We start from the raw sequence: 25,481 nt of genomic DNA, 5'->3' as shown, positions 1-25,481 counted from the left end.
TAGAATTGTCGTACTTAGCACAAATTATTTAATAACTTCAACCGCAGTTTGATCCAACAAGTTGATCTGACCAGAAGTGATCACCTGATCGCCAGCTTGAAGACCGCTTGTGATTTCGATTAAATCACCAAAGCTTCTACCCGATTGAACTTTTGTTTCGATGGCTTTGCCATTTCTCAATACAAACACCTTGTTATCAGAGATGGAACCTACGAAAGCTGTACGAGGGATAACCAACGCTGAAGCAGTTCCAGAACCGCCGAATACCGCTGTTCCGTACATACCTGCACGAAGGTCATTGTTAGGGTTGTTAGCAATTTCGATCTCTACAGGGAAGTTCAAGCTACCATCAGATTTAGGTGCGATGAACGTAATTCTACCTGTAAATTTCTTGTCGCTGTATACACTAGCCAATACTTCTACTGTCTGTCCGACGCGAAGTGTTGCCACATTTTTCTCATCTACATTAACTCTCAATTTCAAGGTGCTCACATTAACGATATCAAATGCCGGAGTACCTGGACTTACATAAGCACCTGGTTCAATTTTACGGGAATTTACGATACCAGAAACTGATGTTTTGATTGTTACATCACCCGCAGTTAACTTCGCACTTTTCAAGTTGTTCTTTGCGTTTTCGAATTGAAGACGCATCTGATCTACCTGTGCTTGGGTTACACCACCAGTAGTTAATGCACTCTGATAACGTTGAAGGTTGGATTGTGCAATATCGTATGCCGCTTGTGCATTGGATACATTTACATTCAATTTATCACCTTCAACCACCGCTAAGGTTTGACCTGCACCAACTCGTGATCCCTCATCCACCAACACTCTTACTACACGGCCACCTGTTTCTGCAGCTACGGTAACTTCTTGTTTCGGCATAAACGTACCATTGGCTTGGTAAGCTAAGTTCATGGCTTCTGTACGAGCTGTATCAATACGTACAGCTACCGCAGCATTTTTCTCTGCTACCACGGCAGTCTCTGCTTCAACTTTCTTTTTGTTCTTGTTCAAAATCATGAACATCCCTACTAGGGCTGCCCCGATTACTATAATAGCTATTATTGCGCGTTTCATATGGAGTGTTATATTATTCGTTAATTAAAGATTTGATGTTACCGTTCGCTTTGATCAATTGGATCTCGGCAACTTTATAGTTCAATAAAGAGGTGTTCAAGTTATTTTCTGCATCTGCCAAAGCATTCTCTGCATCTAATAGTTCGGTCAATGTGGCCAAACCATTGTGGTAGTTGTTCTGCGTATTGGACAACACATTTTTGGCAAGTTCGATGTTACGGCGGTTATTGTCTACCGTGATCAAACTATTCTTGATCTGTGCTCTTGCGTTTTCTGCTGCAAGGTTCAATCCTAATTTTGCATCTTCTTTATCTACCTGTGCCTTACGGATCTCCACATTTGCCTGGTTGATCTGTGATTTAGTTCTTCCACCACTAAAAATCGGGATGGAAAGGTTCAGACCGATGGCTGAATAAGGAGAGAAATTGGCGTTGCTATTGAAAATTGGAAATTTCTGACCAAATCCTAGATATCCCAAGTTTCCAGTAAAGGATAGGTTCGGGTAATAGTTGGAGATCATCGCTTTCTTGTTCAGCTCCAACAATTCGATCTGCTTATCCAATAACTTGATTTCCGTACGGTTATCCAAGTTGAATTCTGCACTTAGGTAATCGGCTTTGATATCAAAGGTTTCCTTCGGAAGGACAATGTCTTCTGTAATGGGCATACCGATAGCGAATTTCAAGGCATTTTCGCGAAGATCTGCCCCATTGATCACCTGTTGTTTGGAAGCCAAAAGGTTATTGATCGCTACTTCCACACGGTCAAGGTCAATTTTCTTTGCTAAACCAGCATCCACCAAGCCTTTTAAAACATCTCTCGTTTTGATTGTGTTCTGAAGGTTGTTTTCAATCGTCTGCAATTGCATTTCCGATTGGTAAACTTCGTAATACGCATTGGCTACTTTCTCGATCAATTGCTCATCTGTCAGTTCATTGTTGATCTGATAGAATTCGCGAGTCGATTTAGCGGCCTTTAATCCGGTAAACAAGGACTGGTTAAAGATCTGCTGGCTCACTTGCACAACAGCATTGGCTTGCCAAGGTTGTCCAAATGCTACCATGATCGTTTCTCCGGGCCTTCCCATCAAGGCACCATCCAATGCACTTTTCTGAATCAATGGATTATAGGTCAAGGATCCTTGTCCGCTGATCTGCGGCAATGCTCCTGCACGTACTTCAGCAATCTTGTATTCTGAATTCTCCAGGTCCAGTTTTGATTTCTTTGCCTCCGCTTTGTTTTCTAACGCATACTTGACTGCCTCCTGCAACGTCAAGGTTTCTTGCGCATGTAAGAATGTGCCGGTAAAAATACCAGACAACATTAGTGCGATTACTTTTATATTTCTCATGGTGTTAATTGCGATTTATTTTACCATCAAAGATCAATTTTGCCGACCTTTTTTGGCTTTCTAATATTTTATCCACATTGCTATCGTTCGGAATGCCTGTAATCACATCCGCAACGGTATGTAATAGGGCGATGCCTTTCTGTATTTCCGTTAAACAAACGGCTGCCTCGTCTATATTATTCATTTTCAACTCTCCGGCTTCTACAGCTTTGTTCAATAGGCTTTTCAATACTTCCACATCCCTTTTATAGAATTTCTCCATCGTATCGGTCAGATCGATACCTTTGATCCAATCCAAATTCTCATTGATATGGAACAGGTAGTATTTACGCATGAAACGAGACCTCGTTTCTATGACTTCATTGACCACCTTCAAAATATCACCATTGTATTTTTCAACGATGGCCAATTCCGCTTCATGCAGATCAGAGGCGATCTTGCATAAAACATCAATTATCAAGGATGGTTTGTCCGGATAATAATAATATAGATTTGCTTTTGTAATTAGTAGATCGTCGGCAATCTCGTTCATAGTGGTTTTGTGGAAACCAAAATGTGAGAAGCGCTTTAGCGCCACCTCGATGATCTGATCCTTACGATTCTCCATTTTTACTTTTGTTATTTTTGACTTTTTCTAAAAATTGTTCAAAAGTAAAGAATAGAAAATAAATAATATCATTCCTTTGTCATAAAAACGATTATTAACATTTTCTTAACTTAGGAAGCGTATTTTATGAAGTGTAGAGATTAATCTTGATTGAATTGCTTTTGGAACTTTTTCTTATCAAAGGCATAAAGTTTTGCCGCACGATAGGAAACCCCCTTCTGAAATTCATTAAGTTCTTTGAGATAACCTAAATTATTGATTTTCTTGCGGAAGTTCCTTTTATCCAATTTTTTGTTCAACAAGGCTTCATAAACCTGTTGCAATTGGGTAAGGGTAAATTTGGAGGGTAGTAATTCATAAGGGGTGGTGGAATAACCTACTGTTTTTTTCAAACGATCTAAGCTCAGTTCGATGATCTCGCGGTGGTCAAAAGCCAGGTCTGGAAGTTCATCTACCGAAAACCACTTTAATTGGCGCATATAATCAGAAATGGCGACGATTTTATTCTTCACATCTTCCATCTGTACCAGGGCCATATAAGCCACGGTTAGGATACGGCCTTCAGGATGTCGCTTAACACCGGCAAATGCAGCCAATTGGTCCATGTAGATATCCTTTAAGCCCGTCATTTCAAAGAGAATCCTTGCAACCGCATCTTCCATTTCCTCGTATTTGTTCACAAAATATCCGGGAAGCGCCCACCAATCTTTGTAGGGATATTCGTTACGTTCCGCCAATAACACTTTCAGTTGACCCTCGTCAAATGTCAGTATGACACAATCAATGGTAAAATACGTCTGCAAAATTTAAATCTTATTTAACTGATTAATATAGTCTCATGAATTTATCAACAATAATACTAATTAAACAAACAATTTACTAAAAAAATTTAATAGTGTAAGAAATACACATTATATTCGTAAATCAAAAAAGAAAGACCTAATGAAGCAAATCAAAAGAATTGGTGTTTATACTTCTGGGGGTGATGCTCCCGGGATGAACGCTGCAATTCGCGCAGTAGTCCGGACTGCACTCTATAATGGATTAAAAGTTACAGGCATTTACAGAGGATATGAAGGGATGATCGAGGGGGATTTCAAGGAGATGGTGAGCCGTTCAGTGAGTTCTATCCTGCAAAAGGGAGGAACGGTATTGAAGTCGGCAAGATGCCCGGAATTCCGGACGCCTGAAGGCCGTAAAAAAGCCTATGAAAATATTAAGGAAGCCGAGATCGATGCATTGGTCGCAATCGGTGGTGATGGAACCTTTACCGGAGCGGAAATCTTCTCGCAGGAATACGATATTCCGGTGATGTGTATTCCCGGTACGATCGACAATGATCTATATGGTTCTGACTACACCTTAGGCTTTGATACTGCGAATAATACGGTAATTGATGCGATCGATAAAATTAAAGATACTGCGGCATCACATAATCGTTTATTTTTCGTTGAAGTAATGGGAAGGGACTCCGGATGTATTGCGTTGAACGCTGGGGTTGCCGGTGGTGCCGAAGCCATCATGCTACCTGAAAAGGATACAGCGATCGATGAACTGATCGACATGCTGGAAACAGCAAAACATCGTAATAAGACCTCTATGATCGTTATTGTGGCCGAAGGGGATAAAAATGGTGGAGCTTACCATGTGGCGAAAAGGGTGAATGAAAAATTTGATTATTATGATACAAAAGTTAGTATATTAGGACATTTACAGCGAGGAGGATCCCCAAGCAGTTTTGATAGAGTGCTTGCCACCCGGATGGGATACTTTGCGGTAAACGAACTAATCAAAGGAAATAGAAGTGCAACAGTGGGCATCCGCGGAAGCCAGATCGTATCAACCAGTCTTGAAGAGGCTTTGCGTGGCAAGGAATTCAAACTGGATGAAGAGTTGGTCACTATCTCCCAAGTAATGAACATTTAACATATGATTGCAGTAGTTTTTAGTGGCTCCAGGTACGCCGATTGGCGTTTAGCAGAAAAAGGTAGAATTCTCCATGGCTTCCGTACGACGGGTATCAACCCCTACATACAGGATGAAAGGTTCATTTATCAATTACTCAATAAGAACACCCAATTGATCAACAATGCCGAACGGATCCGTAAGATCTACTTTTTCGGTGCTGGCGCCTCCTCTACCGAGCGTCAGGAAAAGATCGAAAAGGTGTTCAGCCAGTTCTTCAAGAATGCCAAAGTGAAAGTGAGCCATGATGTACTGGCTTCTGCCATTTCGACTTTTGGAAACGAGAAGGGCATTATCGGAATCATTGGTTCCGGATCGAATGCAGCCTATTATAATGGGCGTAAAATCACGGAAAACAATTATGGGCTAGGCTATATTCTTGCGGATGAAGCATCGACCAACTGGCAGGCCAGACAGGTCCTCAAGGATTTTCTGACAGAGGCGATGCCTGCGGGTTTTCGGGACAAGTTCGTAAGGAAGCATGCCATAGACCGAAAAACAATATTGGATAAAACCTACAATACCCCCAATCCGAACATCTTTTTGACCTCTTTTGCGGATTTCATCCTGGAGAACAAGGACGATCCTTATATGGAAGGCATCATCAAGAAAGGATTGGAACTATATGTAAAAACTTATTTGGTACCGCTTTCCGAAGCGTATCCGGATGCAACAATCAACTTCACAGGCTCGGTGGCAAATAATTATGCCGACTGGCTGACGGAGATCGTTCAAGATCACCATCTGGCCATAGGTACGATTATACGGGAACCTGTTCAAAACCTATTAAAATATTATTTAAATAAAAATTAGTTAGAAATGAAAATTGGAATTAACGGATTTGGCCGTATCGGCCGCTTAGCTTTTAGAGCTGCTGTTAAACGCAGCGATATTGAAGTAGTAGGTATCAATGACCTAGTTGAGCCTGATTACTTAGCATATATGTTGAAATACGATTCTACACATGGTAAATTCGATGGTACAGTAGAAGTGAAAGATGGACATTTGGTAGTAAACGGAAAAGAGATCCGTATTACTGCAGAGAAAGATCCTGCGAACCTGAAATGGGATGAAGTAGGTGCTGAAGTGATCATCGAATCTACAGGTTTCTTCTTGACCAAAGAATTGGCACAGAAACACATTGATGCTGGTGCGAAAAAAGTAATCATGTCTGCTCCTGCAAAAGATGATACCCCTACTTTCGTAATGGGTGTTAACCATAAAGATCTTAAAGCAGAATACACAATCGTTTCAAATGCTTCATGTACTACGAACTGTTTAGCACCTCTTGCGAAAGTGTTGAACGATAAGTTTGGTATTGTTGAAGGATTGATGACTACAGTACATGCGGTTACTGCAACTCAAAAAACAGTGGATGGTCCTTCAGCGAAAGACTGGAGAGGTGGACGTGGTGCTTACCAGAACATCATCCCTTCTTCTACAGGTGCAGCGAAAGCAGTTGGATTGGTATTGCCTGAATTGAAAGGTAAATTGACAGGTATGTCGTTACGCGTTCCTACGGCGGATGTTTCTGTAGTGGATTTAACGGTACGTTTGGAAAAAGCAGCTTCTTATGAGGATATCAAAAAAGCAATGAAAGATGCTTCAGAAGGCGAATTGAAAGGTATTTTAGGATATACAGAAGATGCAGTGGTTTCTACTGATTTCTTAGGTGATCCTCGCACTTCCATCTTTGATGCGGAGGCTGGTATTTCCTTGAATGATCACTTCGTGAAAGTAGTTTCATGGTATGATAATGAATGGGGTTACTCGAATAAGATCATTGATTTAGCGCAAGAAGTAGCTAAGTTAGGGTAGTGATAACGCCATTGCGAGGCTATTAACACGTCATTGCGAGGCACTCATTACCGCGTCATTCCGACACGGCCGTCATTGCGAGGCACTCATTACCGCGTCATTGCGAGGCACGAAGCAATCTTTCGCCGTGTCATCCTGAGCGCAGTCGAAGGATCTGTACGGAGAGAAATATACGAACAGATGCTTCGACTATGCTCAGCATGACATGCTTAGTAAAATACTTAAGAAAAGATTGCTTCGTCGTACCTCCTCGCAATGACGAAAAAAGGGATCCAAATGGATCCCTTTTCTATTTCTATCTAATTCCTAACTCACTAAAACTCTTCCTTCATCAAAAATCCGCCGCCCAACAAATCATCTCCCTCATAAAACACCGCAGATTGTCCTGGCGCAATACCCTTCACCGTATGGGTAAAATCCACCTTCATAATATCCCCTTGTTGGGTAATGGTAGACAATGCACCAGCATCCTTATATCTAATCTTCGTAATAGCCTCCATAGGCTCCTCAATCGAAGCATATTTCACCAGATTAATATTCTTCACAAAAGCTTGGGTTCTTTCCAATTCATGCTCTTCACCCAACACCACCGAATTACTTTCCGGAAGGATCTGGATCACAAACATCGGTTTACCCAAAGCAATCCCCAAACCTTTACGCTGTCCGATCGTGAAATAAGGATAGCCGATATGCTTCCCTACCACAGTACCATCCGACAACAAAAAGTTCCCTGGTCCAATCTCTTGATCCAACGTAGGTCTTTTATGTCTTAAGAACGAACGGTAATCATTATCCGGAACGAAACAGATCTCATAACTCTCCGATTTATTGGCAAGCTCTTTCTGCCCCATATCCAATGCCATCTGACGGATTTCAGATTTCGCGAATTTCCCCAATGGGAACTGCGTCCTGCCAAGGTTCTCCTGTGACACCCCCCAAAGTACGTAAGATTGGTCTTTATGTTCATCCTTACCTTTGGAGATCACATAGCGACCATTATCATGTTGCCTGATATTGGCATAATGTCCTGTTGCGATAAATTCACAATCCAATTTATCAGCGCGTTTCATCAACGCTTCCCATTTGATGTGGGTGTTACATAACACGCAAGGATTTGGCGTACGACCAGCAATATATTCATCCACAAAATTATCAATCACAAAATCGCCGAATTCATCGCGGATATCGAGAATATAGTGTGGGAAACCATAGTTTACCGCCAGCATGCGAGCATCATTGATACTATCCAAGCTGCAGCAACCCGTTTCCTTTGAAGAGCCACCAGAACTTGCATAATCCCATGTTTTCATCGTAATACCGATGACCTCATACCCTTGTTCGTGTAGCATGACAGCAGCAACGGAGCTATCCACTCCCCCACTCATTGCTACCAATACTCTTCCTTTTTTACTCATATTAATTTATTGAGCTGCAAAGATACCGTTAATTCACGATTCACAATGTTTATTTCGTGTAATTTTATCTCAATCAAAATCAAGACATTGCTGAAAAGGGATAAACTTTTTGGGCGAAAAGTTTTAGAATTCGAAAAAAGACGGTACATTTGCATCGCAAGTCCGGTAACGGATTAGCAAAAAAAGGTGCCATAGCTCAGTTGGTAGAGCAAAGGACTGAAAATCCTTGTGTCGCTGGTTCGAATCCAGCTGGCACCACAAAAAAGCTCGTCGGAAGACGAGCTTTTTTTGTGGGTATTTAGTATTGAGTATTTAGTAGTTAGACCTGTGGCGCCTCTGCCCATTGTTGTTTTCTGAAGTTCATTTTATATTGGTTCTTCTTAATCCTGAAGGAAGAACAAGAACATTGTCAGGAACTTGCGCGGAAAACAAGTAGACAAAAACTGAAAGAGATTTTAGGCATCTAAGATTGAATTACGTAATTATACATATCGACATACCCTCCCAATTGTGGAGGCTATATTTTTATACTTTTGGTTTTACGATTTAATACTTCTTTTAAAGGATTAATATTATTTAAGCCTGTATAGGGATTGGTTAAGACCAATCTTTCTTTGAATTTATTTGGCAAATCATTCAAGGATTTATCATCATCAATAATGATAATATCTTCTGATCTATAATTATGGAATTGTATATAATTAAAAATTTCTGTTCTTCTATTTATTGGTAATCGGATGTTATTATCCTTATTTACAATTGAGCTGTTATTACCAAGGATACTTACATTTTTAAATTTTAGTCCTCTCCTATGAAATATTTGTTTCCACTGCGCAATGTTATATTTAAATCGATGTGATGTAGACAAAATAATTTCATCCTTGCTGGTATATAAAATTGATTTTAGAATATCCACTGCTAATTCATTAAACTTATAAAACCCATCATCCTCTAGCTCCACCTTTCTATGGGGATTAGCATGAACCATTACGCCATCAATATCCAAAAAAACAATCATAATTACTTTCTTTTAAATTCTTCTAACCATTCTCCATCAAAAATAAATCTTCTATTCTTATATAAATGAACATCCCAATCGTTGTCAAAATCAATAGCTAAGTTACTATATTCTAAAGGATTATCCGAATTATTACTAGAAGATTCGATTATGCTAAATTCTATTCCTGCTAATAAATAAGCTATATAACGATGGTTACCTTCAACAATAATCATCTTGTTATAACAAGCTTTAATATCTTTAAAGTAATAATTTCGCTTGCATCTGCTATAGATTCTTTTAATAATATGGAAGCAAATTTTCTTTTGAATTGTCTTAAATCCAAATTTATAGGATTCCATAAAATTTTGAAATTCTTGCTTTGTTAGCTCATTTTTTGCTTCCAAAATAACTACCTAAAGGTTATAATAATTTAATAAATAACTCCTCCATTATACGATGCTTACCACATAAGCGATACTTCTGAAATAAAAACAATGCATCAATTTTAGGTTAACTTTCAAAATCGCGGTTTAAATCGTTTAAAAGATGATTTTATCCTACTCATTTTCTGATGATTAATAAATAGTTTTATACGAATATTTGCATAATAGCTCAAGATTACTACCTTTGTAGCGTTGTCAATCAAATTCGATTAACACAAGAATAAAAGGTGCCATAGCTCAGTTGGTAGAGCAAAGGACTGAAAATCCTTGTGTCGCTGGTTCGAATCCAGCTGGCACCACTGAAAAAAGCTCGTCTTCCGACGAGCTTTTTTAGTATTTAGTAGGGAGTATTTAGTAGGTAGACCTATGGCGGTTGAGACACATACTCCGTCATTGCGAGGAACGAAGCAATCTCTATTCACCTTTGCAATCCATCATGGTTCGAGACTTATAAACTAAGCAAAAAACCTTAACCTAAATTATCCATTTTCTCAACCTGGCTCCTAACCTATATCTTCAAAATATGTTTGAATTAGGGTCAGAATCGTACTTAAAACATGCTTAAAGCAGGATTAAAGTATCGGAAAAGTATATAAAGCATACATTTTGCATACTTTCAGCATCCTTTCAGTATGCTTTTGCACCGAAGGTAACTATAATAAAAACAGCTCTTATTGTATCTGCTTATAAAAGTTCGAAGGAGTCAATCCCGTAATTTCTTTAAAATATTTATTGAAGGTAGATTTAGAGTTAAAACCCGAAGCATAGGCTGTGGTCAACATATTAACTTCCAGATCCCTTTCCACCGCCCTTTCAATACGATCTTTAAAAGAATTCACCCGATACTCATTGATATAGGTATAAAAGGGCTTATTAACATAATGATTCAACGTTTCACTAATTCGATATTTATTGATCCCTACCAAACTTGCCAATTTATCTAACGTTAGCTCTGTATCCTTAAAATATTCCTCATTCTTCATGGAAGATTCAAGTTTATCCCAAATTTCCATCATTTCCGTTTCAGAGATTAATTCCCTTCGCTTTTTAGGTTGTTCAAGGGCTATTTCAGATGATCCTTTTTCCCCTTGAGGCGCTGTTGGAAAGCCTAATCCATTTGTATTCTGCGACACTTTTGTATCAACAAACCGATATTTAATGATCAAAACACATATAATCACTAATATAGCATATACGATCGTTCTTAAGAGAATGGGATCTAGACTATAGGAACTAATCTCAAAAAAAAGGGTATAACTCAATGCTAGGACATTTATAGTCAAAAAACCAATGGACATGCTGAGTGTTAACCTTTTTTCCGCTGGACTAAATTTATTTTTTAATGTTAATACGATAGCTTTAGTGCAAAGTATAATCGTAAAGGGAATGAGTGTCCAATAACTAATCTTATTGTACCAGTCCAATATATATTTTCCCTTCTCTAAATCAATGCTCAAAGCCGTTATCGCAGAAAAATAAACTATGCTGGCCATAAAAAACGGTAATAAGAGGTAAAATTTCTGTGCGATCTTCAAGGAAAAATTTGCCTTTTGAAGCGTAAAAAAATAAACAAATGGACCGTAACAATAACCGATAAAAGTATTCATCATATCGCGCACACTCTGCTCTTCCACAAAATTGAATATGGTGAATTTTATGGATAGATGAATGGTTACACAAGTAATGATTGCCAACAAAAGAAAATCACTTTTATCCCGCGATTTCAATTGCAGCAAAAAAAACATACAAAGAATTGCCTGAAAGATTCCGATTGAAATAACAATAGTCATGTGATTAAATTCAATAACCTAAGCTATAAAAGCAATATTACCTAAGTATTAATAGTTTAATAACAATTTAATAACAACCCATAAGCAATTGTAAATCAACAGGTAAACGTCCGCTTAAAATGATACGGACTTGGGACAATCGCTATTATTTGTTGGGGGCGAAAAATCTTTGGAATCCTTAAAACTTTGTTCCAAATGAATGCAAAAAATCAAATCCAATAAAAAAATGAAACCTCATCGTATTTGCTTAGCAATCGGGTTCTTTATTATTCTTCTTGTCTCGGGGAACAAAGAATTAAGTGCCCAAGTTATTAAATCCAATGTAATTGGCGCCACAGGCAATTTGCCAGGAGCTACTGTAAAAGGCTTGACTTTTAAAAACAGTGTTACCACCAATCTACAGGGCGAATTCACTATAGTAGCACCAGATACTGGAATGGCTAAATTAGAAATAACATACATCGGATATCAGCCAATGGAGATTGAACTCCACGTTAAAAAGGGAATTAACAGTTTGTCCCCTATTGAATTAAGCGAAGGAGCTAATGCCCACATTCAAGAAATCCTACTATCCGGAACCATGGCACCCTCCCAAGCCAAAGCATTAGCCATTAAAAAGCAATCAAACGCCATTATGGATGTCTTAGCAGCCGATGCGATCGGAAAATTACCCGATAGAAATGCTGCTGAAGCCGTTCAGCGTATGCAAGGTGTTGCTGTGGCCAGGTATCACGGTGAAGCGGATAGAGCAGCAGTGCGAGGAACTCCTTTTTCTTGGACTTCCGTTTTGTTCAACGGTAGCCGCCTTCCAAGTGCTGATGTTCTTGGCAATCGCTCCACTGTACTCGATGCTATCCCTTCCGAAATTATTCAATATGTGCAAGTAGCGAAAGCGATCACTCCGGAGATGGAAGGTGATGCAATTGGTGGTTCTATAAATTTTATTACGCGAACCGCACCTGCTAAAAGAACATTAAATGTGAGTGCTGCAGGAGGATATAATACCTTTAGCCAAAATGGAACCTATAATGGTTCTCTTGTCTATGGAGACCGATTTTTCAACAACAAACTTGGAGTCATTCTTTCTTCTGCCATTTGGACGCGGAAATGGGGTTCTGATTCCTTTGATGTTTCCTATAATACTGGACTTTCGAATGAGCAGCAAAAAAATTCCATTGGTTCGGTGATGCTTAAGCGGTATTTGGGAGAAAGACAAACCAAAGGTGTGAACCTTGGTGCAGAATATAAAATTAATGCTGGAAACAAGGTTTTTGTTCGGGGAATGCTGAACAAGTTTGAAGATATCCGACCTGTTTATGAAGCCTATGTCGATTATAACAAATCAAGATATCAGTATAACAATCGCTACTCCCACTACAATACCACCATCAATGGCATAGAACTTGGCGGAGAAAGCCAATTAGCCAACAATGTAGTTTTAGATTGGACGCTGAGCGATTACAAATCCAAGTATTACCTCAATACCCCGCCTGCCAATGAAAGAAAGGGTTTACCAATTGCTACATTCCAACAGAAAATCCAAAGTGGATTTGATAATCTTTCCAACGATGGCCTTCGTTATTGGGAATTCGATTCTCCAAATGCTGTTGGTGGATCGCCAAATGATTTTCAATCGGGCGTAAAAGATCCATTGGAAAACATGGACCCCAATAAATTAAAATTAAACCAATTGGTCATTGCCAAATTGGATAACAACGAACGAGATCAGGTCGGACAATTGAATTTGAAATGGACGGCCTCTTCCAAGGTGAAATTTCAAATAGGAGGAAAATTCCGCCATAAATTCCGGGAAAATAAATTTGGTGCCAACCATGTTTATCTAGCATCCGCATCACTGGGCATACCTAATTCAGCTCCGGCATTGAGTTTAGCAGAATTAAATAGGCAGGATTTCCCTGCCGGAGTGGAATACTTTGATCATTTAAATGGAAATTATGAAGCCTTCAAATTAGACCCATTAACAAAAAATCAAATTCTAGACCTTTTTGATCCTAATTTCTTGGATCAACATGGTTTTAAGGATTATACAGACGCTGCATCGGCTGCTTCCGAATATTCAGGATATGAAAATGTTTCTGCAGGATATATTATGTTAGATTATGACTTATCCGACCGTTTGAAAATGCTGGTGGGTGTTAGAAACGAATACACACACATGGAATTGAATGGCCAACGCGCCGTTCCAAAAGATAAAACATCAGAATTGATCCCGGCACAGACCAAAAATGACTACAATTCTTTGCTTCCTATGCTTCATTTCAAATATAAATTATCAGAAAATGCCAATTTGAGGACTGCATACACCAGAACTTTCATACGTCCAAACTTTGGCGATATGTCACCAGGATCATCCATTGACAGGACAAGCGCTATAATCACCATTTCTCAAGGAAACCCCGATCTAAAACCTACATTCAGCAATAATTTCGACCTTATGGGTGAATATTATTTCGATAATATTGGAATCCTTACTGCTGGGATTTTCTATAAGGATATCCAGGACGTGATATTCACAGATATCAGCCAACAGGAAATTGAGGGACAATTATTCAGAATTTCACAAGCAAAAAACCTGAATAATGCCTCAACCTTAGGTCTTGAAGCTGGGATCAATAAACGCTTTGATTTTCTACCTGGATTTATGAGCAATTTAGGAATGGAAGTGAACTATTCCTATATCGATTCCAAAACAAAAGTACCGCGCCTCGGAAATGCTGGGATCATTGACAAAAGTCCGCTTCCTAATCAATCAAAACACTTGATGAATGCGATTTTATTCTATGAGAATAATGCGTTGATGATTCGTCTAGCAGGAAATTATAGGGCAAAATCCTTAGAAGGTATTGATCAGACTTTAGGACCGGATTTCTACAAATGGTCTGCGGGTACATTTAGCTTGGATTTTTCAGGTACAGTTACCCTTACCCGCAATCTTAAAGCATTTGTGGAATTGAATAACATCAATAACTCCGCAACAACCGTCTACTTGGGCGATAGTAGACGTACGGTATCTCAAGAGGTCTATGGTAGCCGAGGTCAGGCTGGAATCCGTTGGGATATTTTAAAATAATACAGAACAAAAAGAATTACAATCAAAACATAAAAGAAAAGTTATGAATACCATTAAAACATTTATTTGTGCAACGGCTGCATTATTACCAAGTTTAACGTTTGCACAATTAGCAGACAGTACCAAAAGGTTGGCACCGGTAGAAGGTGCTATGAACTTCAGGGATATTGGGGGATACAAAACCATGGATGGCAAGGAAGTCGTATGGGGAAAAATTTTCCGAAGTGATGCTATTAATAAATTGACCGAAAAAGACGTAAGCTGGATGGATAAACAAGGTTTACACACGGTGATTGATTTACGTGGAGAAGCGGAAGCTAAGACGGCTCCAGACCGATTGGCAAATGGCACCGACTACACCCTTAGTCCAGCGGGAAGTGATAAATTGCCTACTGCTAACGATATGGCGGATATGTTCAAAAAGAAAGATTACCTACTAAATTTTTACGCGGAAGGGATCGATTATTATGGCAAAAAATATCGACCTGTATTTGTTAAACTTCTGGCTTTGGAAGCAGATGGCGCTATGATGTACCATTGTACAGGAGGAAGAGATCGTACTGGAATGCAAACCGCTTTAATTTTACATGTTTTAGGCGTTCCATACGAAACTATTGAAGCAGATTATTTAGCTTCTAACATCTATCTTGCCCGCAGACCTAATGGCGGATTTGATAAACAAAAAATTGCAAAAGCATTAGGGATGACAGAAAAGGAAATCGATGAAAAACTTGCCCTTACTCCTCAAACGCTAGCTTCTTTTTTCAATGCCATTAAGAAAAAATATGGAACGGTGGAAAATTTCCTTCAAGAGGAAATGTCGATTGGACCGAAAGAAATTGCACACTTAAGAGCAAAATATACCAAATAGGAACAAATTTGACTTCCATATTCCAAGTAAAAACGGCTAGGACCTCGATAGGCCTAGCCGTTTATGGAAGCATTCCAAACCGATTTTTGTTACCAATTGAATTCTCTTAAATGTATCATCAAGATCGCATTAAATGAAAAGGGCATTTGCTCAGGATTTTTACATTTCTAAGGATTTTTAAAAGTGGACAAGCTAACTCAATTATTAAATCCCCATGTTAGATTTTCAATAAATTTTCTACTTCTGCCGGTAATACTTTCCCTAATTCTTTTGCCTTCTTAAAATGTTCCACACATTTATTCTCATCCTTTAAGTTAACATAAAAAATCCCTAGCCAAAAGTGAACATCAGCAAGATTTTCCGGATATATTCTTCCATAAATGGTTTTTGGTATACCGAGTGAAATTGAATTTTGATTAGCTTCGTATTCCCTTAAAAAATCTTCCAACTGATTTTTCCCTTTTTCAAATTCCTGTTTTGATCCTAAAAAACGGGCATACTGCATTTTAGCCAAATAAAAATCATATAACTGCATCATGCGATACTTCTCCCCCCTTTTGGCCTTTTCTGACTCCTTTTTGAAAATTAATAATGCAGCTTCAAATTCCTTCTCAGCAGCAACCTGATCATTTCGCATAACATAAATGGAAGCCTTTTCAAGATGGGCCTTATAGTATAAGGAATCGAAGTCTGCCAACACTTTATCAAAAGTTATAAAGGCATTATCCAATTGATTAAACCTTTTCTCTATCATTCCTTTTACAAACCAAGTCTCGGGACTTGTTGGCTGCAATTTGCTCAAGGAGGCCCAATAATTCCGGGCATCTTTCTCCATGTTCTGTTCTAAAGCTAACCAGGTAAGTTGCAAATAAGCTAAAGCATGGTTAGGATCGATTTTTAAAGCCTCTTCATATTTTGTCTTTGCATTTCCCCAATCTTTAACGCGTGCAAAATTGACCCCTTCTAACACCAATTTCGCCGCTTGGCCATTCAGATTTTTCTTACGATAATTCTCTTCCTCTCTTTTAACCTGATCTGGATTATTCAAAAAGGCAAATTTTCCATAATATAAATCCGGTTCTTTAGGTTTAGGTATATGTCCGCTATGGTCAGGATGGGTGAACTCACTATCGGGTTTAAAACGGACCACCCCCCAGGTCTGATTAATTTCTTGAAGAGCTTTCATCCTTTCTCCAATCGGATAATAGTAATAAACCTTCCCAACTCCTAAATCAAACTTCAACAAGTACACCGTAATCATTTCATAATTATCCACCGTATCCTTAAATTTAAATTTAGTATTGGAAGTGAAAATTAAGGCTGTATCTGCGTTTATCAGTTTTAAGGCATCACGGTTCACATATTCCAAATATTGCAGTCCAGCATACGAAGGGCCAATGCTTTTTGGATCTGCGTTTATTGAATTTGTCCAGCGCCTAGATTCTTCAACCGATTTTTTATCATTGTTATATTTGTAATAATTGGAAAGACGAAACCAATTTTGGTCATAACCGATATAAATATCCCCTTTTTTAAAAGAAATAGGGTTACGAAAGGCCAATAGCGGATTGATGGCCAATTTATTCTCCTCCAATTTTTTCGCTTTTGGATCGCTTGCAAACAAACTAAAGTTGATGGAATCTGGAAGTTTCGGCCATGGAACGGTTTCATACCCTTCTGGTTTAAAAACTAATGCATTTATTTCTTCCAATTTGGAATGGGTTTGCGTATCGAAAGCTCCTAAGGATTTTTTGTTAACGATTTGTTGCCCCAACGCAAACAAATGTAGACAAATGCCCAACAGTGCAAAAAGGATTTTCTTAGAATACATAATCTAGCTTAAATGTTAAATGTTTTAAAGGTATTTTAATGATCTGGTAAATGGATGCTTTTTTTTAATCAATCCATAACTAAAATTAATTTTATTTTTGAGAATACGAGTTATTTATTGAAAAAATTAACAATAAAAAAACGGCTAGGACCTCGATAGGCCTAGCCGCTAAATTTTTTCTTATGTTCCTATTATAGGCCTACAAATAACCCAACAAATAATAGATAATGATAAATACGATAATGGTACCGAAACATCCCAGTCCCATTTTTTTGGCGCCCCATCCGGCAATCAGTGCTCTAAAAAACTTATTCATTCTTTTCTCCTTTTTGTTTAATATCGAAATATTAACAATAGTCGGGAGAAAATGTTTGTGAGAGGATATCCCGAATTTCAAATTTCCCATGGAAATGCTGCTGTAGCACCCTTCCATCGCCATGAATCGTCCAGATAGCCTTAGGTTTTACCTGCTCGATAAAGTACAAAATATCGTTCCAATCCACATGATCGGAAAGGTAAAGGCTAATATCGTTTTGCGCCTGCAACCGCTCCCAACCCGAAGCAAAAGCTTTCAGCACATTCCTTGCTCGCCTATAACTGTTGAAGGTCAATGGCGGAACCAGATAGATCTTATTCTGCGAACCATCTTTCATCGACTTCCGGTTGTATAATTCATAGCGCATCGGAGCCTTCAGGTACCGATCATAAATCTTATGCATGCCCAACATGGAATGGTGCACGAGAACTTCCTTCTCCGGACAATGCTCGTTCAATAATGCGGTAATGCGCTGCGCTTTTCCCAGGGAATAACAGCCCAGTAGGATGTTATGGGGAACTGCCAGTTTCATGATCTCCTGCACCGGATCTGGATGTTTGACCGCAGGATTGGCAAAGGTGGTCTCTGTGATCAGCACATCAGCCTCTTTGAACTGAATTGGTTCGCAGGTAGGATCAGCCTGCAGTTTATAATCGCCGGTATACAGGTATCGAACCCCTTTGTAGACCATTAATATCTGCGCACTTCCCAAGATATGACCAGCCGGATATAGGTAGATCCCTACCCCATTGATCTCAAAATAGGTATCAAATGGAATAAGTTGAAAAGATTGGTCAGGCTGTTTCGAATGTCGGAGTTTGATGAATTCGGCCGTTGCCTGGGTACAATAAATGTGCTTATGTCCAGGGCTTGCATGGTCGCCATGCGCGTGGGAAACCACAGCATGCTTTACCGGATATAAGGGGTCAATATAAAAATCGCCATAAGAACAATAAAAACCTTGTTCCTTACGCACTAAAAAATCTTCAATAATATTCATGAATGGAAAAACCGTTTATGAAGTTCCATAACCTGGACGATCAAACTGTGATCATCGTCATTATGGATGATGAAATCTGCCAACTTTTCCTTTTCGGATTCTGGCATCTGTTTGCTCATCCTTCTCCTCACCTCCTCTTCTGTTACCTGATCACGTTTCATGACCCGCTCGATGCGAACCGACTCTGGCGATGTCACCAAGATCGTAAAATCCAATTTCTTATAAGAGCCACTTTCAAATAATAAGGCGGCTTCCTTTACGCTATAAAGCGATGTTTGTGCGGATGCCCAATCCTCTGCATCCTGAATAACCGCTGGATGCACGATGGCATTCAACTTCGCCAATTCTTCTGCATTGGAAAATACTTGTTTCGATAACCAAGCCCTATTCAACTGCCCATCTTCCAGGTAAACTTCCTTGCCAAAGGTTTTCAGCAAAGCCTGGCGTACCGCTTCACTCTTGAACATGATATCCTTGGCTTCCCGATCGGCATCATAGGTCGGAATACCCAACACCTTGAAGATCCGGGCAGCCATACTTTTCCCTACACCGATTCCGCCTGTAATACCTATTTTCAATCCCATAATAGCTTGTTTTTTTTGAAATTAGCTTTGTTATTTCCTGACGAAGAAATCCACGTTCTGTGGCTCGATACTCAATACCTGACAGAACTCAGGTACCTTGGTGATGATGACAGGCAGGCTGCTGACTTGATGGTCCTTCCAGGAATCCAGGTCCACCACCGCCTCAAAATCCCTTGAGGTCCACTTGTTATAATCCTTTACAGATAATAAAACCGTTGCTTTCACCTTGCTCGGTAATACCCTAACGGAAGTATACCCCTTGTTATTCTCTATCTTGATGGGCAATTCGATCACCTTTTCTGTCACTTCCCCTACCGGGATGATCACCTCGGCAAAAGTCGGGTAGATCGTGATGTTGGTCTTGTTCTGTCTATCCAGATAGGCCACCGTGCGAACATCCGTATTCAGCTCCTTGCCTTTGATCGTATCCGTCTCCAAATATTCAATGCTCGCCACATCCTCCAATGGACCGGTAATGGTGACATATTCGGGGATGGTGCGCGTAGCAGCAATAATGCCATATTGTTTTTTGAAGGTCAAGCTATGGATGGCCTTTACAGGAACCTTGCGTTGGGTCTGTTTCGAAAAATCAAAATACAAGGTATCAGGAGAAACAGCCACCACCTGTTTATCGCCTGGGAATTGCCTGTTGATAAAACCGATCTGGCTTCCAAAAACAATGAAATTACGGGATTTTAATCCGCTCAGGTCGACCTGGATTTTGGCAGTATCCGGATATAATCTTTCCATCAGCATCTTCCAACCCGACATCTTGATCTTTACCGATACGGTATCCGACTGCAAAGGGTGGAAAGCCTTGTTTTCTGGCAGGTTCACATAGGTAATACTGGCCTTTTTACTGAAATTGTAATCGCTGGAAATCGCAAACAAGGTCCATGCTAAAAAAGATATGATTACACATCTCAAAAATATGGATAGCTTTCGCCTCTGTACCTTATTTATTCGCCTCATAGCCATGTTACAAATGTAATATTTTGTAGTTACGAATGATAAAATATTCCGTAACTTTGTACTTTAATTGAAGGACATTCAAAATTCACTTTAATAATGATTCATTTCTTTGTGAACCAATCGAACACATTTTATGCTGTTCAAACCCCAAAAGTTTTATCAACCGAAGATATCTCCAAATTAAACTGGCTTTTTGGAAATGCTAAAAAACTCGACGAGCAATCGCTGAACGATTCCTTTGTTGGGCCAAGAGCAGCCATGGTTACCCCATGGAGTACGAATGCCGTTGAAATCACCCAGAACATGGGTATTGAAGGTATCATCAGGATCGAAGAATATCAGCCGGTGGCTGCAGATTTCAGCGATTTTGACCCGATGATTTCGCAGAAATTCTCGGCATTGACGCAGGATATGTTCAGCATTAACATCAGCCCTGAGCCGATCATGGAAATCGACGATATCGACGCATACAATAAATCCGAAGGACTTGCTTTAAGTCCGGAGGAAGTGGAATACCTGGATAAGCTGTCGGATAAAATCGGCCGTAAATTAACGGATTCCGAAGTATTTGCCTTTTCCCAAGCGAACTCAGAACATTGTAGACATAAAATCTTCAATGGTACGTTTGTTATCGATGGTGTGGAGCAACCAACTTCGCTGTTCAAATTGATCAAGAAAACATCAGAAACAAACCCGAATGCGATTGTTTCTGCCTATAAAGATAACGTGGCTTTTGTAAAAGGTCCTCGCGTTACCCAGTTTGCACCGAAAACGGCAGACAAACCTGACTTCTACGAAGAGAAGGAATTTGATTCCGTAATCTCTGTAAAAGCAGAAACCCATAACTTCCCAACTACGGTGGAGCCTTTCTCAGGCGCAGCGACAGGTTCGGGTGGTGAGATCCGCGACCGTTTAGCAGGTGGTCAGGGAGCTTTGCCATTGGCTGGAACAGCAATTTACATGACTGCTTATTCCCGTTTGTTGGCAGACCGCCCTTGGGAGAACGGCATGGAAGAAAGAAAATGGTTGTACCAAACACCAATGGACATCTTGATCAAGGCATCAAATGGTGCATCGGATTTTGGAAACAAATTCGGACAGCCATTGATCACCGGATCAGTATTGACATTCGAACATGAAGAGGATGGCCGTAAATTAGGCTATGATAAAGTGATCATGCAGGCTGGAGGTATTGGTTATGGTAAATTGGATCAGGCCAAAAAACACGAACCGCAAGCAGGCGATAAGATCGTCATCCTTGGTGGGGAGAACTACCGTATCGGGATGGGTGGAGCTGCGGTTTCTTCCGCAGATACTGGTGCCTTTGGATCTGGTATCGAATTGAACGCGATCCAACGTTCGAACCCTGAAATGCAGAAACGTGCTGCAAATGCCATCCGTGCATTTGTGGAATCTGATCATAACCCTATTGTTTCCATCCATGATCACGGTGCCGGTGGACACTTGAACTGTCTATCCGAATTGGTGGAAAGTACCGGTGGATTGATCGATATGGATAAACTTCCTGTCGGTGACCCTACCCTTTCTGCGAAGGAAATCATTGGTAATGAATCCCAGGAACGTATGGGCTTGGTGATTGCCGATGAGGATATCCAAGTTCTTCAGACCGTTTCGGAAAGAGAGCGTGCTCCGATGTATACCGTTGGGGACGTGACGAACGATCACCGTTTTACTTTCCAATCGGAAAAAACGGGGGAAAAACCAATGGATTATGCATTGGAGGATTTCTTTGGATCTTCGCCAAAGACCATCATGTCGGATAAGAAAATCGATCGTCCATATGCTGATCTTTCCTATGACGCGAAGGATGTTCCAAATTACCTGAATCAAATATTGCAACTGGAGGCTGTAGCATCCAAAGATTGGTTAACGAATAAAGTAGACCGTTGTGTGGGTGGCCGCGTTGCTAAACAGCAGTGTACTGGTCCATTGCAATTGCCATTGAACAATGTGGGTGTAATGGCCTTGGATTATAAATCAACAGAGGGTATAGCTACTACAGTGGGACATTCGCCTTTGACGGCTTTAGTGGATCCGGTTGCTGGATCGCGTAATGCCATCGCAGAAGCTTTATCCAATATCGTCTTCGCGCCTATCCACAACAAATTGGCAGGCATTTCCTTATCGGCAAACTGGATGTGGGCATGTAACAATGATGGGGAAGATGCACGTTTATATGAAGCAGTAAAAGGTTGTTCTGATTTTGCGATCGAATTGGGCATCAATATCCCTACGGGTAAGGATTCCTTATCGATGAAACAGAAATACCCTAATGGGGAAAACGTTATTGCTCCAGGAACGGTGATTATTTCTGCGGCAGGAAACTGTACCAATATCAATAAAGTGGTAGAGCCGGTATTGAAAAAGAATGCGGGTTCGATCTATTATATCAATCTTTCCCAGGATGCGTTCAAATTGGGAGGATCATCTTTTGCGCAGATCTTGAATAAGATCGGTGCAGAGGTTCCTACAATCAAGGATGCGGCTTTCTTCAAGAAAGCGTTCAATGCTATTCAGGATCTGATCAATGCCGATCAGGTTGCTGCGGGTCATGATGTGGGTTCTGGTGGTTTGATCACGACCTTATTGGAAATGTGTTTTGCAGATGTGAACCTGGCAGCGGACTATGACCTTTCAGGATTGAAGGAGTCGGATACGGTTAAAGCTTTGTTCAATGAAAATAATGCGGTTGTTTTACAGGCGAAAGAGGATGCTTCTTTTGAGTCATTGTTAAAAACGGCTGGCGTTTCTTTTGTTAAAATAGGAACAGCTAAGGAAGGTTCTTCGATTTCGATTCAGAATCATACTGATGCTTTCCAATTTGATGTGGCGGAGACTAGGGATACCTGGTTCAAGACTTCGTTCTTATTGGATCAGAAGCAATCGAAAAATGGAACGGCACAAGCTCGTTTTGATAATTATAAAAATCAACCTTTACAATATACTTTCCCAAGTCATTTTAATGGTAAGAAGCCCGTTATTGATGCTGGGAAGGCGCGTCCAAAAGCGGCTATTATCCGTGAAAAAGGATCGAATTCGGAGAGAGAGATGGCAAATGCGATGTACTTGGCCGGATTTGATGTGAAGGACGTGCATATGACGGATCTGATTGCTGGTCGCGAAACCTTGGAGGATATTCAGTTCATCGGTGCAGTTGGTGGTTTCTCCAACTCGGATGTATTGGGATCGGCAAAAGGATGGGCCGGTGCTTTCCTTTACAATGAAAAGGCAAAATCGGCATTAGAGAAATTCTTCTCCCGTCCGGATACCTTATCTGTGGGGATATGTAATGGATGTCAGTTGTTCATGGAATTGGAATTGATTAATCCGAACCATGAGGTGCATGGTAAGATGTTGCATAATGATTCGCAGAAACATGAGTCGAACTTTGTTTCGGTGAAGGTACAGGAGAATAATTCGGTGATGTTGTCAACATTGGCGGGTTCTACCCTTGGGGTATGGATTTCTCACGGAGAAGGAAAGTTTAACCTGCCTTATGGGGAAGATAAGTACCAGATCGTAGCAAAATATGGTTATGAGGAGTATCCGCATAATCCGAATGGTTCTGATTATAATACAGCGATGATGTGTGATAGTACAGGAAGACATTTGGTGACTATGCCACATATTGAACGTTCTACTTTCCAATGGAACTGGGCGAATTATCCAGAAGGCAGACAAGATGAGGTAACCCCTTGGTTGGAAGCTTTTGTGAACGCAAGAAAATGGATCGAGGAGCAGAATAAGAAGGGGTAAGGATAGGCGTGGAAACACGACTGGCCGTCATTGCGAGGACCATCGTCATTGCGAGGACCATCGTCATTGCGAGGACCATCGTCATTGCGAGGACCATCGTCATTGCGAGGAACGAAGCAATCTTTACGCTAATCGAAAGATTGCTTCGTCGTACCTCCTCGCAATGACGATGGCCTGGCAATCACCCGAATACCCAATGACTACATAATTTGTCATATTAAACAATGGAAAAAAAAATTAAGAATCTACATCCACGCAATAAATTCAATCAAGAGTACGATTTCATCCCTTTGATAAAACGTGTCCCTGAACTCAAGAAACAGCTTATCAAAACCCCAGACGACCGTACTAGTCTTGATTTCAGAGATCCAAAATCCGTGTTCCTATTGAACAAGGCCCTTTTGGAATCCTCCTACGACCTTCGTGGTTGGGAAATCCTGGAAAACAGCCTTTGCCCATCCATCCCTGGACGTTTGAATTACATCCATTACTTAGCAGACCTATTCAAAGCTCGTCCTGGAAAACCGGTTCGTGTATTGGATGTTGGTACAGGTTCATCAGTAATCTATCCTTTATTAGGCGCGAAGGAATATGGTTGGCATTTTGTAGGATCAGAAGTTCACAAACCATCGATCCAACAGGCCAAGAACATCCTGGCAAAAAATCCGGAATTCCGCCAAACCATAGAACTAAGAGAACAAAAGAATCCAGATTTGATCCTAAAAGGGATCATCCATGCTGGAGAATATTTTGATGCCATCATGTGCAACCCTCCTTTCTATAAATCAAGAGAGGACTATGAAAAGACGGTTACCAAAAAGAACAGTAAACTGCATCAAACATCCGAAGACCTATCTACCAATTTCAAAGGTTTAGATAATGAATTATGGGTAGCGGGAGGTGAAAAAAAATTCATCAGCCAGTTGATCTATGAAAGCATCGAACTGAAAGATCAAATCGGCATTTGCACAACCTTGGTTTCTAATAAGGAAAACATCAAACCTCTTCGAGCTATCCTCGAATACCATAAAATTCAGGATATCAAAGTGACGACCATGCAACAGGGCAATAAGATCAGTAGGATCTTATCCTGGAAATTGAGCGGATCGAAATAAGAAATTGAACAAAATAAAGAGCGGAGCGTCAAAAAAAGGTTTATGAAGGAATTCATAAACCTTTTTTGTTACATTGACCCTAATACCTGTTTAAACGCTGATACTTAAGCACTACGAATCTTCACATTTTTTTTACAAAAAATTTGCTAAAACGATTTTAATTTTTAAATTCGTTATAACCATTATATAATTTAAAACAAAAACAGTCACCATCATGAACCTATTTTTTCCAAAAATTATCGTCAATTTCTATAGACCTTAATAAGTCTACTGAAAATTTGTTGGCCAAAACCTAGGTATAAGCTAACAAACCTTTACCAAACTACTTGCTAAATCGTTTTTTACAAGACGACTAGCACCTTATTGCCCTATTTGAACCTCAAATATTAACCTTTAGACAAACCAACATATGATTACACAACGACACAAGCCAAAACTGAAAACTTAGCCGG

At 40.0% G+C, this 25,481-nt stretch carries 20 protein-coding genes and 2 tRNA genes; 10 read left to right on the top strand and 12 right to left on the bottom strand.

Going from position 1 to position 25,481, the window contains the following annotated elements; translation table 11 throughout:
* Nucleotides 1-24: 24 nt before the first annotated feature.
* From VJ786_RS10055 to VJ786_RS10040, 4 genes are all read right to left on the bottom strand, one after another.
* The gene (locus VJ786_RS10055; protein ID WP_134776893.1) at nucleotides 25-1,083 is read right to left on the bottom strand and encodes an efflux RND transporter periplasmic adaptor subunit; all 1,059 of its coding nucleotides are present in this window, start codon (nucleotides 1,081-1,083) and stop codon (nucleotides 25-27) included.
* 13 nt (nucleotides 1,084-1,096) lie between these two features.
* Nucleotides 1,097-2,434: a TolC family protein gene (locus tag VJ786_RS10050; RefSeq protein ID WP_134776894.1), complete on the bottom strand. Its 1,338-nt coding sequence runs from the start codon at nucleotides 2,432-2,434 to the stop codon at nucleotides 1,097-1,099.
* Nucleotides 2,435-2,438: 4 nt separating this feature from the next.
* Nucleotides 2,439-3,041 (bottom strand): TetR/AcrR family transcriptional regulator, encoded by a 603-nt coding sequence (locus VJ786_RS10045; protein ID WP_336557662.1) that lies wholly within the window; start codon nucleotides 3,039-3,041, stop codon nucleotides 2,439-2,441.
* 140 nt (nucleotides 3,042-3,181) lie between these two features.
* Nucleotides 3,182-3,844 (bottom strand): NUDIX hydrolase, encoded by a 663-nt coding sequence (locus VJ786_RS10040; RefSeq protein ID WP_099366089.1) that lies wholly within the window; start codon nucleotides 3,842-3,844, stop codon nucleotides 3,182-3,184.
* A 139-nt stretch (nucleotides 3,845-3,983) separates the two neighbouring features.
* Here VJ786_RS10040 and pfkA point away from each other — a divergent pair, with 139 nt between their 5' ends.
* Genes pfkA through gap form a run of 3 tightly spaced genes read left to right on the top strand, consistent with a single transcriptional unit; the run spans nucleotide 3,984 to nucleotide 6,824 of the window.
* Entirely contained in the window at nucleotides 3,984-4,967 is a 984-nt protein-coding gene (pfkA, locus tag VJ786_RS10035; protein WP_099366090.1) for a 6-phosphofructokinase, read from the top strand.
* A gap of 3 nt (nucleotides 4,968-4,970) precedes the next feature.
* Nucleotides 4,971-5,819, top strand: coding sequence for a hypothetical protein (locus VJ786_RS10030; protein WP_134776896.1), 849 nt, complete (start codon nucleotides 4,971-4,973; stop codon nucleotides 5,817-5,819).
* Nucleotides 5,820-5,825: 6 nt separating this feature from the next.
* The gene (gap, locus tag VJ786_RS10025) at nucleotides 5,826-6,824 is read left to right on the top strand and encodes a type I glyceraldehyde-3-phosphate dehydrogenase (protein WP_099366092.1); all 999 of its coding nucleotides are present in this window, start codon (nucleotides 5,826-5,828) and stop codon (nucleotides 6,822-6,824) included.
* 314 nt (nucleotides 6,825-7,138) lie between these two features.
* Here the strand turns inward: gap and mnmA are convergent, their stop codons facing one another.
* Nucleotides 7,139-8,239: a tRNA 2-thiouridine(34) synthase MnmA gene (mnmA, locus tag VJ786_RS10020; protein WP_336557661.1), complete on the bottom strand. Its 1,101-nt coding sequence runs from the start codon at nucleotides 8,237-8,239 to the stop codon at nucleotides 7,139-7,141.
* A gap of 185 nt (nucleotides 8,240-8,424) precedes the next feature.
* On the opposite strand from mnmA, the gene VJ786_RS10015 reads away from it, so the two are divergent.
* Nucleotides 8,425-8,497, top strand: a tRNA-Phe gene (locus tag VJ786_RS10015).
* A 259-nt stretch (nucleotides 8,498-8,756) separates the two neighbouring features.
* Here VJ786_RS10015 and VJ786_RS10010 read toward each other — a convergent pair.
* Together VJ786_RS10010 and VJ786_RS10005 are read right to left on the bottom strand one after the other, a co-directional pair.
* Complete coding sequence (locus tag VJ786_RS10010; protein ID WP_134776897.1) at nucleotides 8,757-9,257, bottom strand: HAD domain-containing protein; 501 nt, start codon at nucleotides 9,255-9,257, stop codon at nucleotides 8,757-8,759.
* A 2-nt stretch (nucleotides 9,258-9,259) separates the two neighbouring features.
* On the bottom strand, nucleotides 9,260-9,643 hold the full coding sequence (locus VJ786_RS10005; protein WP_134776898.1) for a hypothetical protein: 384 nt from the start codon (nucleotides 9,641-9,643) through the stop codon (nucleotides 9,260-9,262).
* A 265-nt stretch (nucleotides 9,644-9,908) separates the two neighbouring features.
* Here VJ786_RS10005 and VJ786_RS10000 point away from each other — a divergent pair.
* Nucleotides 9,909-9,981, top strand: a tRNA-Phe gene (locus VJ786_RS10000).
* A 372-nt stretch (nucleotides 9,982-10,353) separates the two neighbouring features.
* On the opposite strand, the gene VJ786_RS09995 is transcribed toward VJ786_RS10000, so the two are convergent.
* Entirely contained in the window at nucleotides 10,354-10,815 is a 462-nt protein-coding gene (locus VJ786_RS09995) for a helix-turn-helix domain-containing protein (protein WP_336557660.1), read from the bottom strand.
* 856 nt (nucleotides 10,816-11,671) lie between these two features.
* On the opposite strand from VJ786_RS09995, the gene VJ786_RS09990 reads away from it, so the two are divergent.
* On the top strand, nucleotides 11,672-14,563 hold the full coding sequence (locus tag VJ786_RS09990) for a TonB-dependent receptor (RefSeq protein WP_134776900.1): 2,892 nt from the start codon (nucleotides 11,672-11,674) through the stop codon (nucleotides 14,561-14,563).
* A gap of 43 nt (nucleotides 14,564-14,606) precedes the next feature.
* Nucleotides 14,607-15,434 (top strand): tyrosine-protein phosphatase, encoded by an 828-nt coding sequence (locus VJ786_RS09985; protein ID WP_134776901.1) that lies wholly within the window; start codon nucleotides 14,607-14,609, stop codon nucleotides 15,432-15,434.
* Between the two features lie 217 nt (nucleotides 15,435-15,651).
* Here VJ786_RS09985 and VJ786_RS09980 read toward each other — a convergent pair whose 3' ends face one another.
* From VJ786_RS09980 to VJ786_RS09965, 4 genes are all read right to left on the bottom strand, one after another.
* Nucleotides 15,652-17,265 (bottom strand): tetratricopeptide repeat protein, encoded by a 1,614-nt coding sequence (locus VJ786_RS09980; protein ID WP_134776902.1) that lies wholly within the window; start codon nucleotides 17,263-17,265, stop codon nucleotides 15,652-15,654.
* A gap of 347 nt (nucleotides 17,266-17,612) precedes the next feature.
* The gene (locus tag VJ786_RS09975) at nucleotides 17,613-18,581 is read right to left on the bottom strand and encodes an MBL fold metallo-hydrolase RNA specificity domain-containing protein (RefSeq protein WP_134776903.1); all 969 of its coding nucleotides are present in this window, start codon (nucleotides 18,579-18,581) and stop codon (nucleotides 17,613-17,615) included.
* Nucleotides 18,578-19,165 (bottom strand): dephospho-CoA kinase, encoded by a 588-nt coding sequence (coaE, locus tag VJ786_RS09970; RefSeq protein WP_134776904.1) that lies wholly within the window; start codon nucleotides 19,163-19,165, stop codon nucleotides 18,578-18,580. Before coaE ends, VJ786_RS09975 begins: the two co-directional genes overlap by 4 nt.
* Before the next feature lie 30 nt (nucleotides 19,166-19,195).
* Nucleotides 19,196-20,092: a CdaR family protein gene (locus tag VJ786_RS09965; protein WP_245153304.1), complete on the bottom strand. Its 897-nt coding sequence runs from the start codon at nucleotides 20,090-20,092 to the stop codon at nucleotides 19,196-19,198.
* Nucleotides 20,093-20,233: 141 nt separating this feature from the next.
* Here VJ786_RS09965 and purL point away from each other — a divergent pair, with 141 nt between their 5' ends.
* The 3 genes from purL to rlmF are packed head-to-tail and all read left to right on the top strand — an operon-like array spanning nucleotide 20,234 to nucleotide 25,029.
* The gene (purL, locus tag VJ786_RS09960; RefSeq protein WP_134776905.1) at nucleotides 20,234-23,914 is read left to right on the top strand and encodes a phosphoribosylformylglycinamidine synthase; all 3,681 of its coding nucleotides are present in this window, start codon (nucleotides 20,234-20,236) and stop codon (nucleotides 23,912-23,914) included.
* A gap of 8 nt (nucleotides 23,915-23,922) precedes the next feature.
* Nucleotides 23,923-24,081 carry a hypothetical protein gene (locus VJ786_RS09955; RefSeq protein ID WP_167554253.1) on the top strand — a complete coding sequence of 53 codons (159 nt, stop codon included), beginning with the start codon at nucleotides 23,923-23,925 and terminating at the stop codon, nucleotides 24,079-24,081.
* A 57-nt stretch (nucleotides 24,082-24,138) separates the two neighbouring features.
* On the top strand, nucleotides 24,139-25,029 hold the full coding sequence (gene rlmF, locus VJ786_RS09950) for a 23S rRNA (adenine(1618)-N(6))-methyltransferase RlmF (protein ID WP_134776906.1): 891 nt from the start codon (nucleotides 24,139-24,141) through the stop codon (nucleotides 25,027-25,029).
* Nucleotides 25,030-25,481 lie beyond the last annotated feature (452 nt).

Origin of the sequence: Sphingobacterium tenebrionis (assembly GCF_037126265.1) — a bacterium.
GTDB classification, from domain to species: Bacteria; Bacteroidota; Bacteroidia; order Sphingobacteriales; family Sphingobacteriaceae; genus Sphingobacterium; species Sphingobacterium tenebrionis.
The sequence above is the reverse complement of the archived record's forward strand: the minus strand, read 5'-3'. Positions and strand labels throughout refer to the sequence as shown.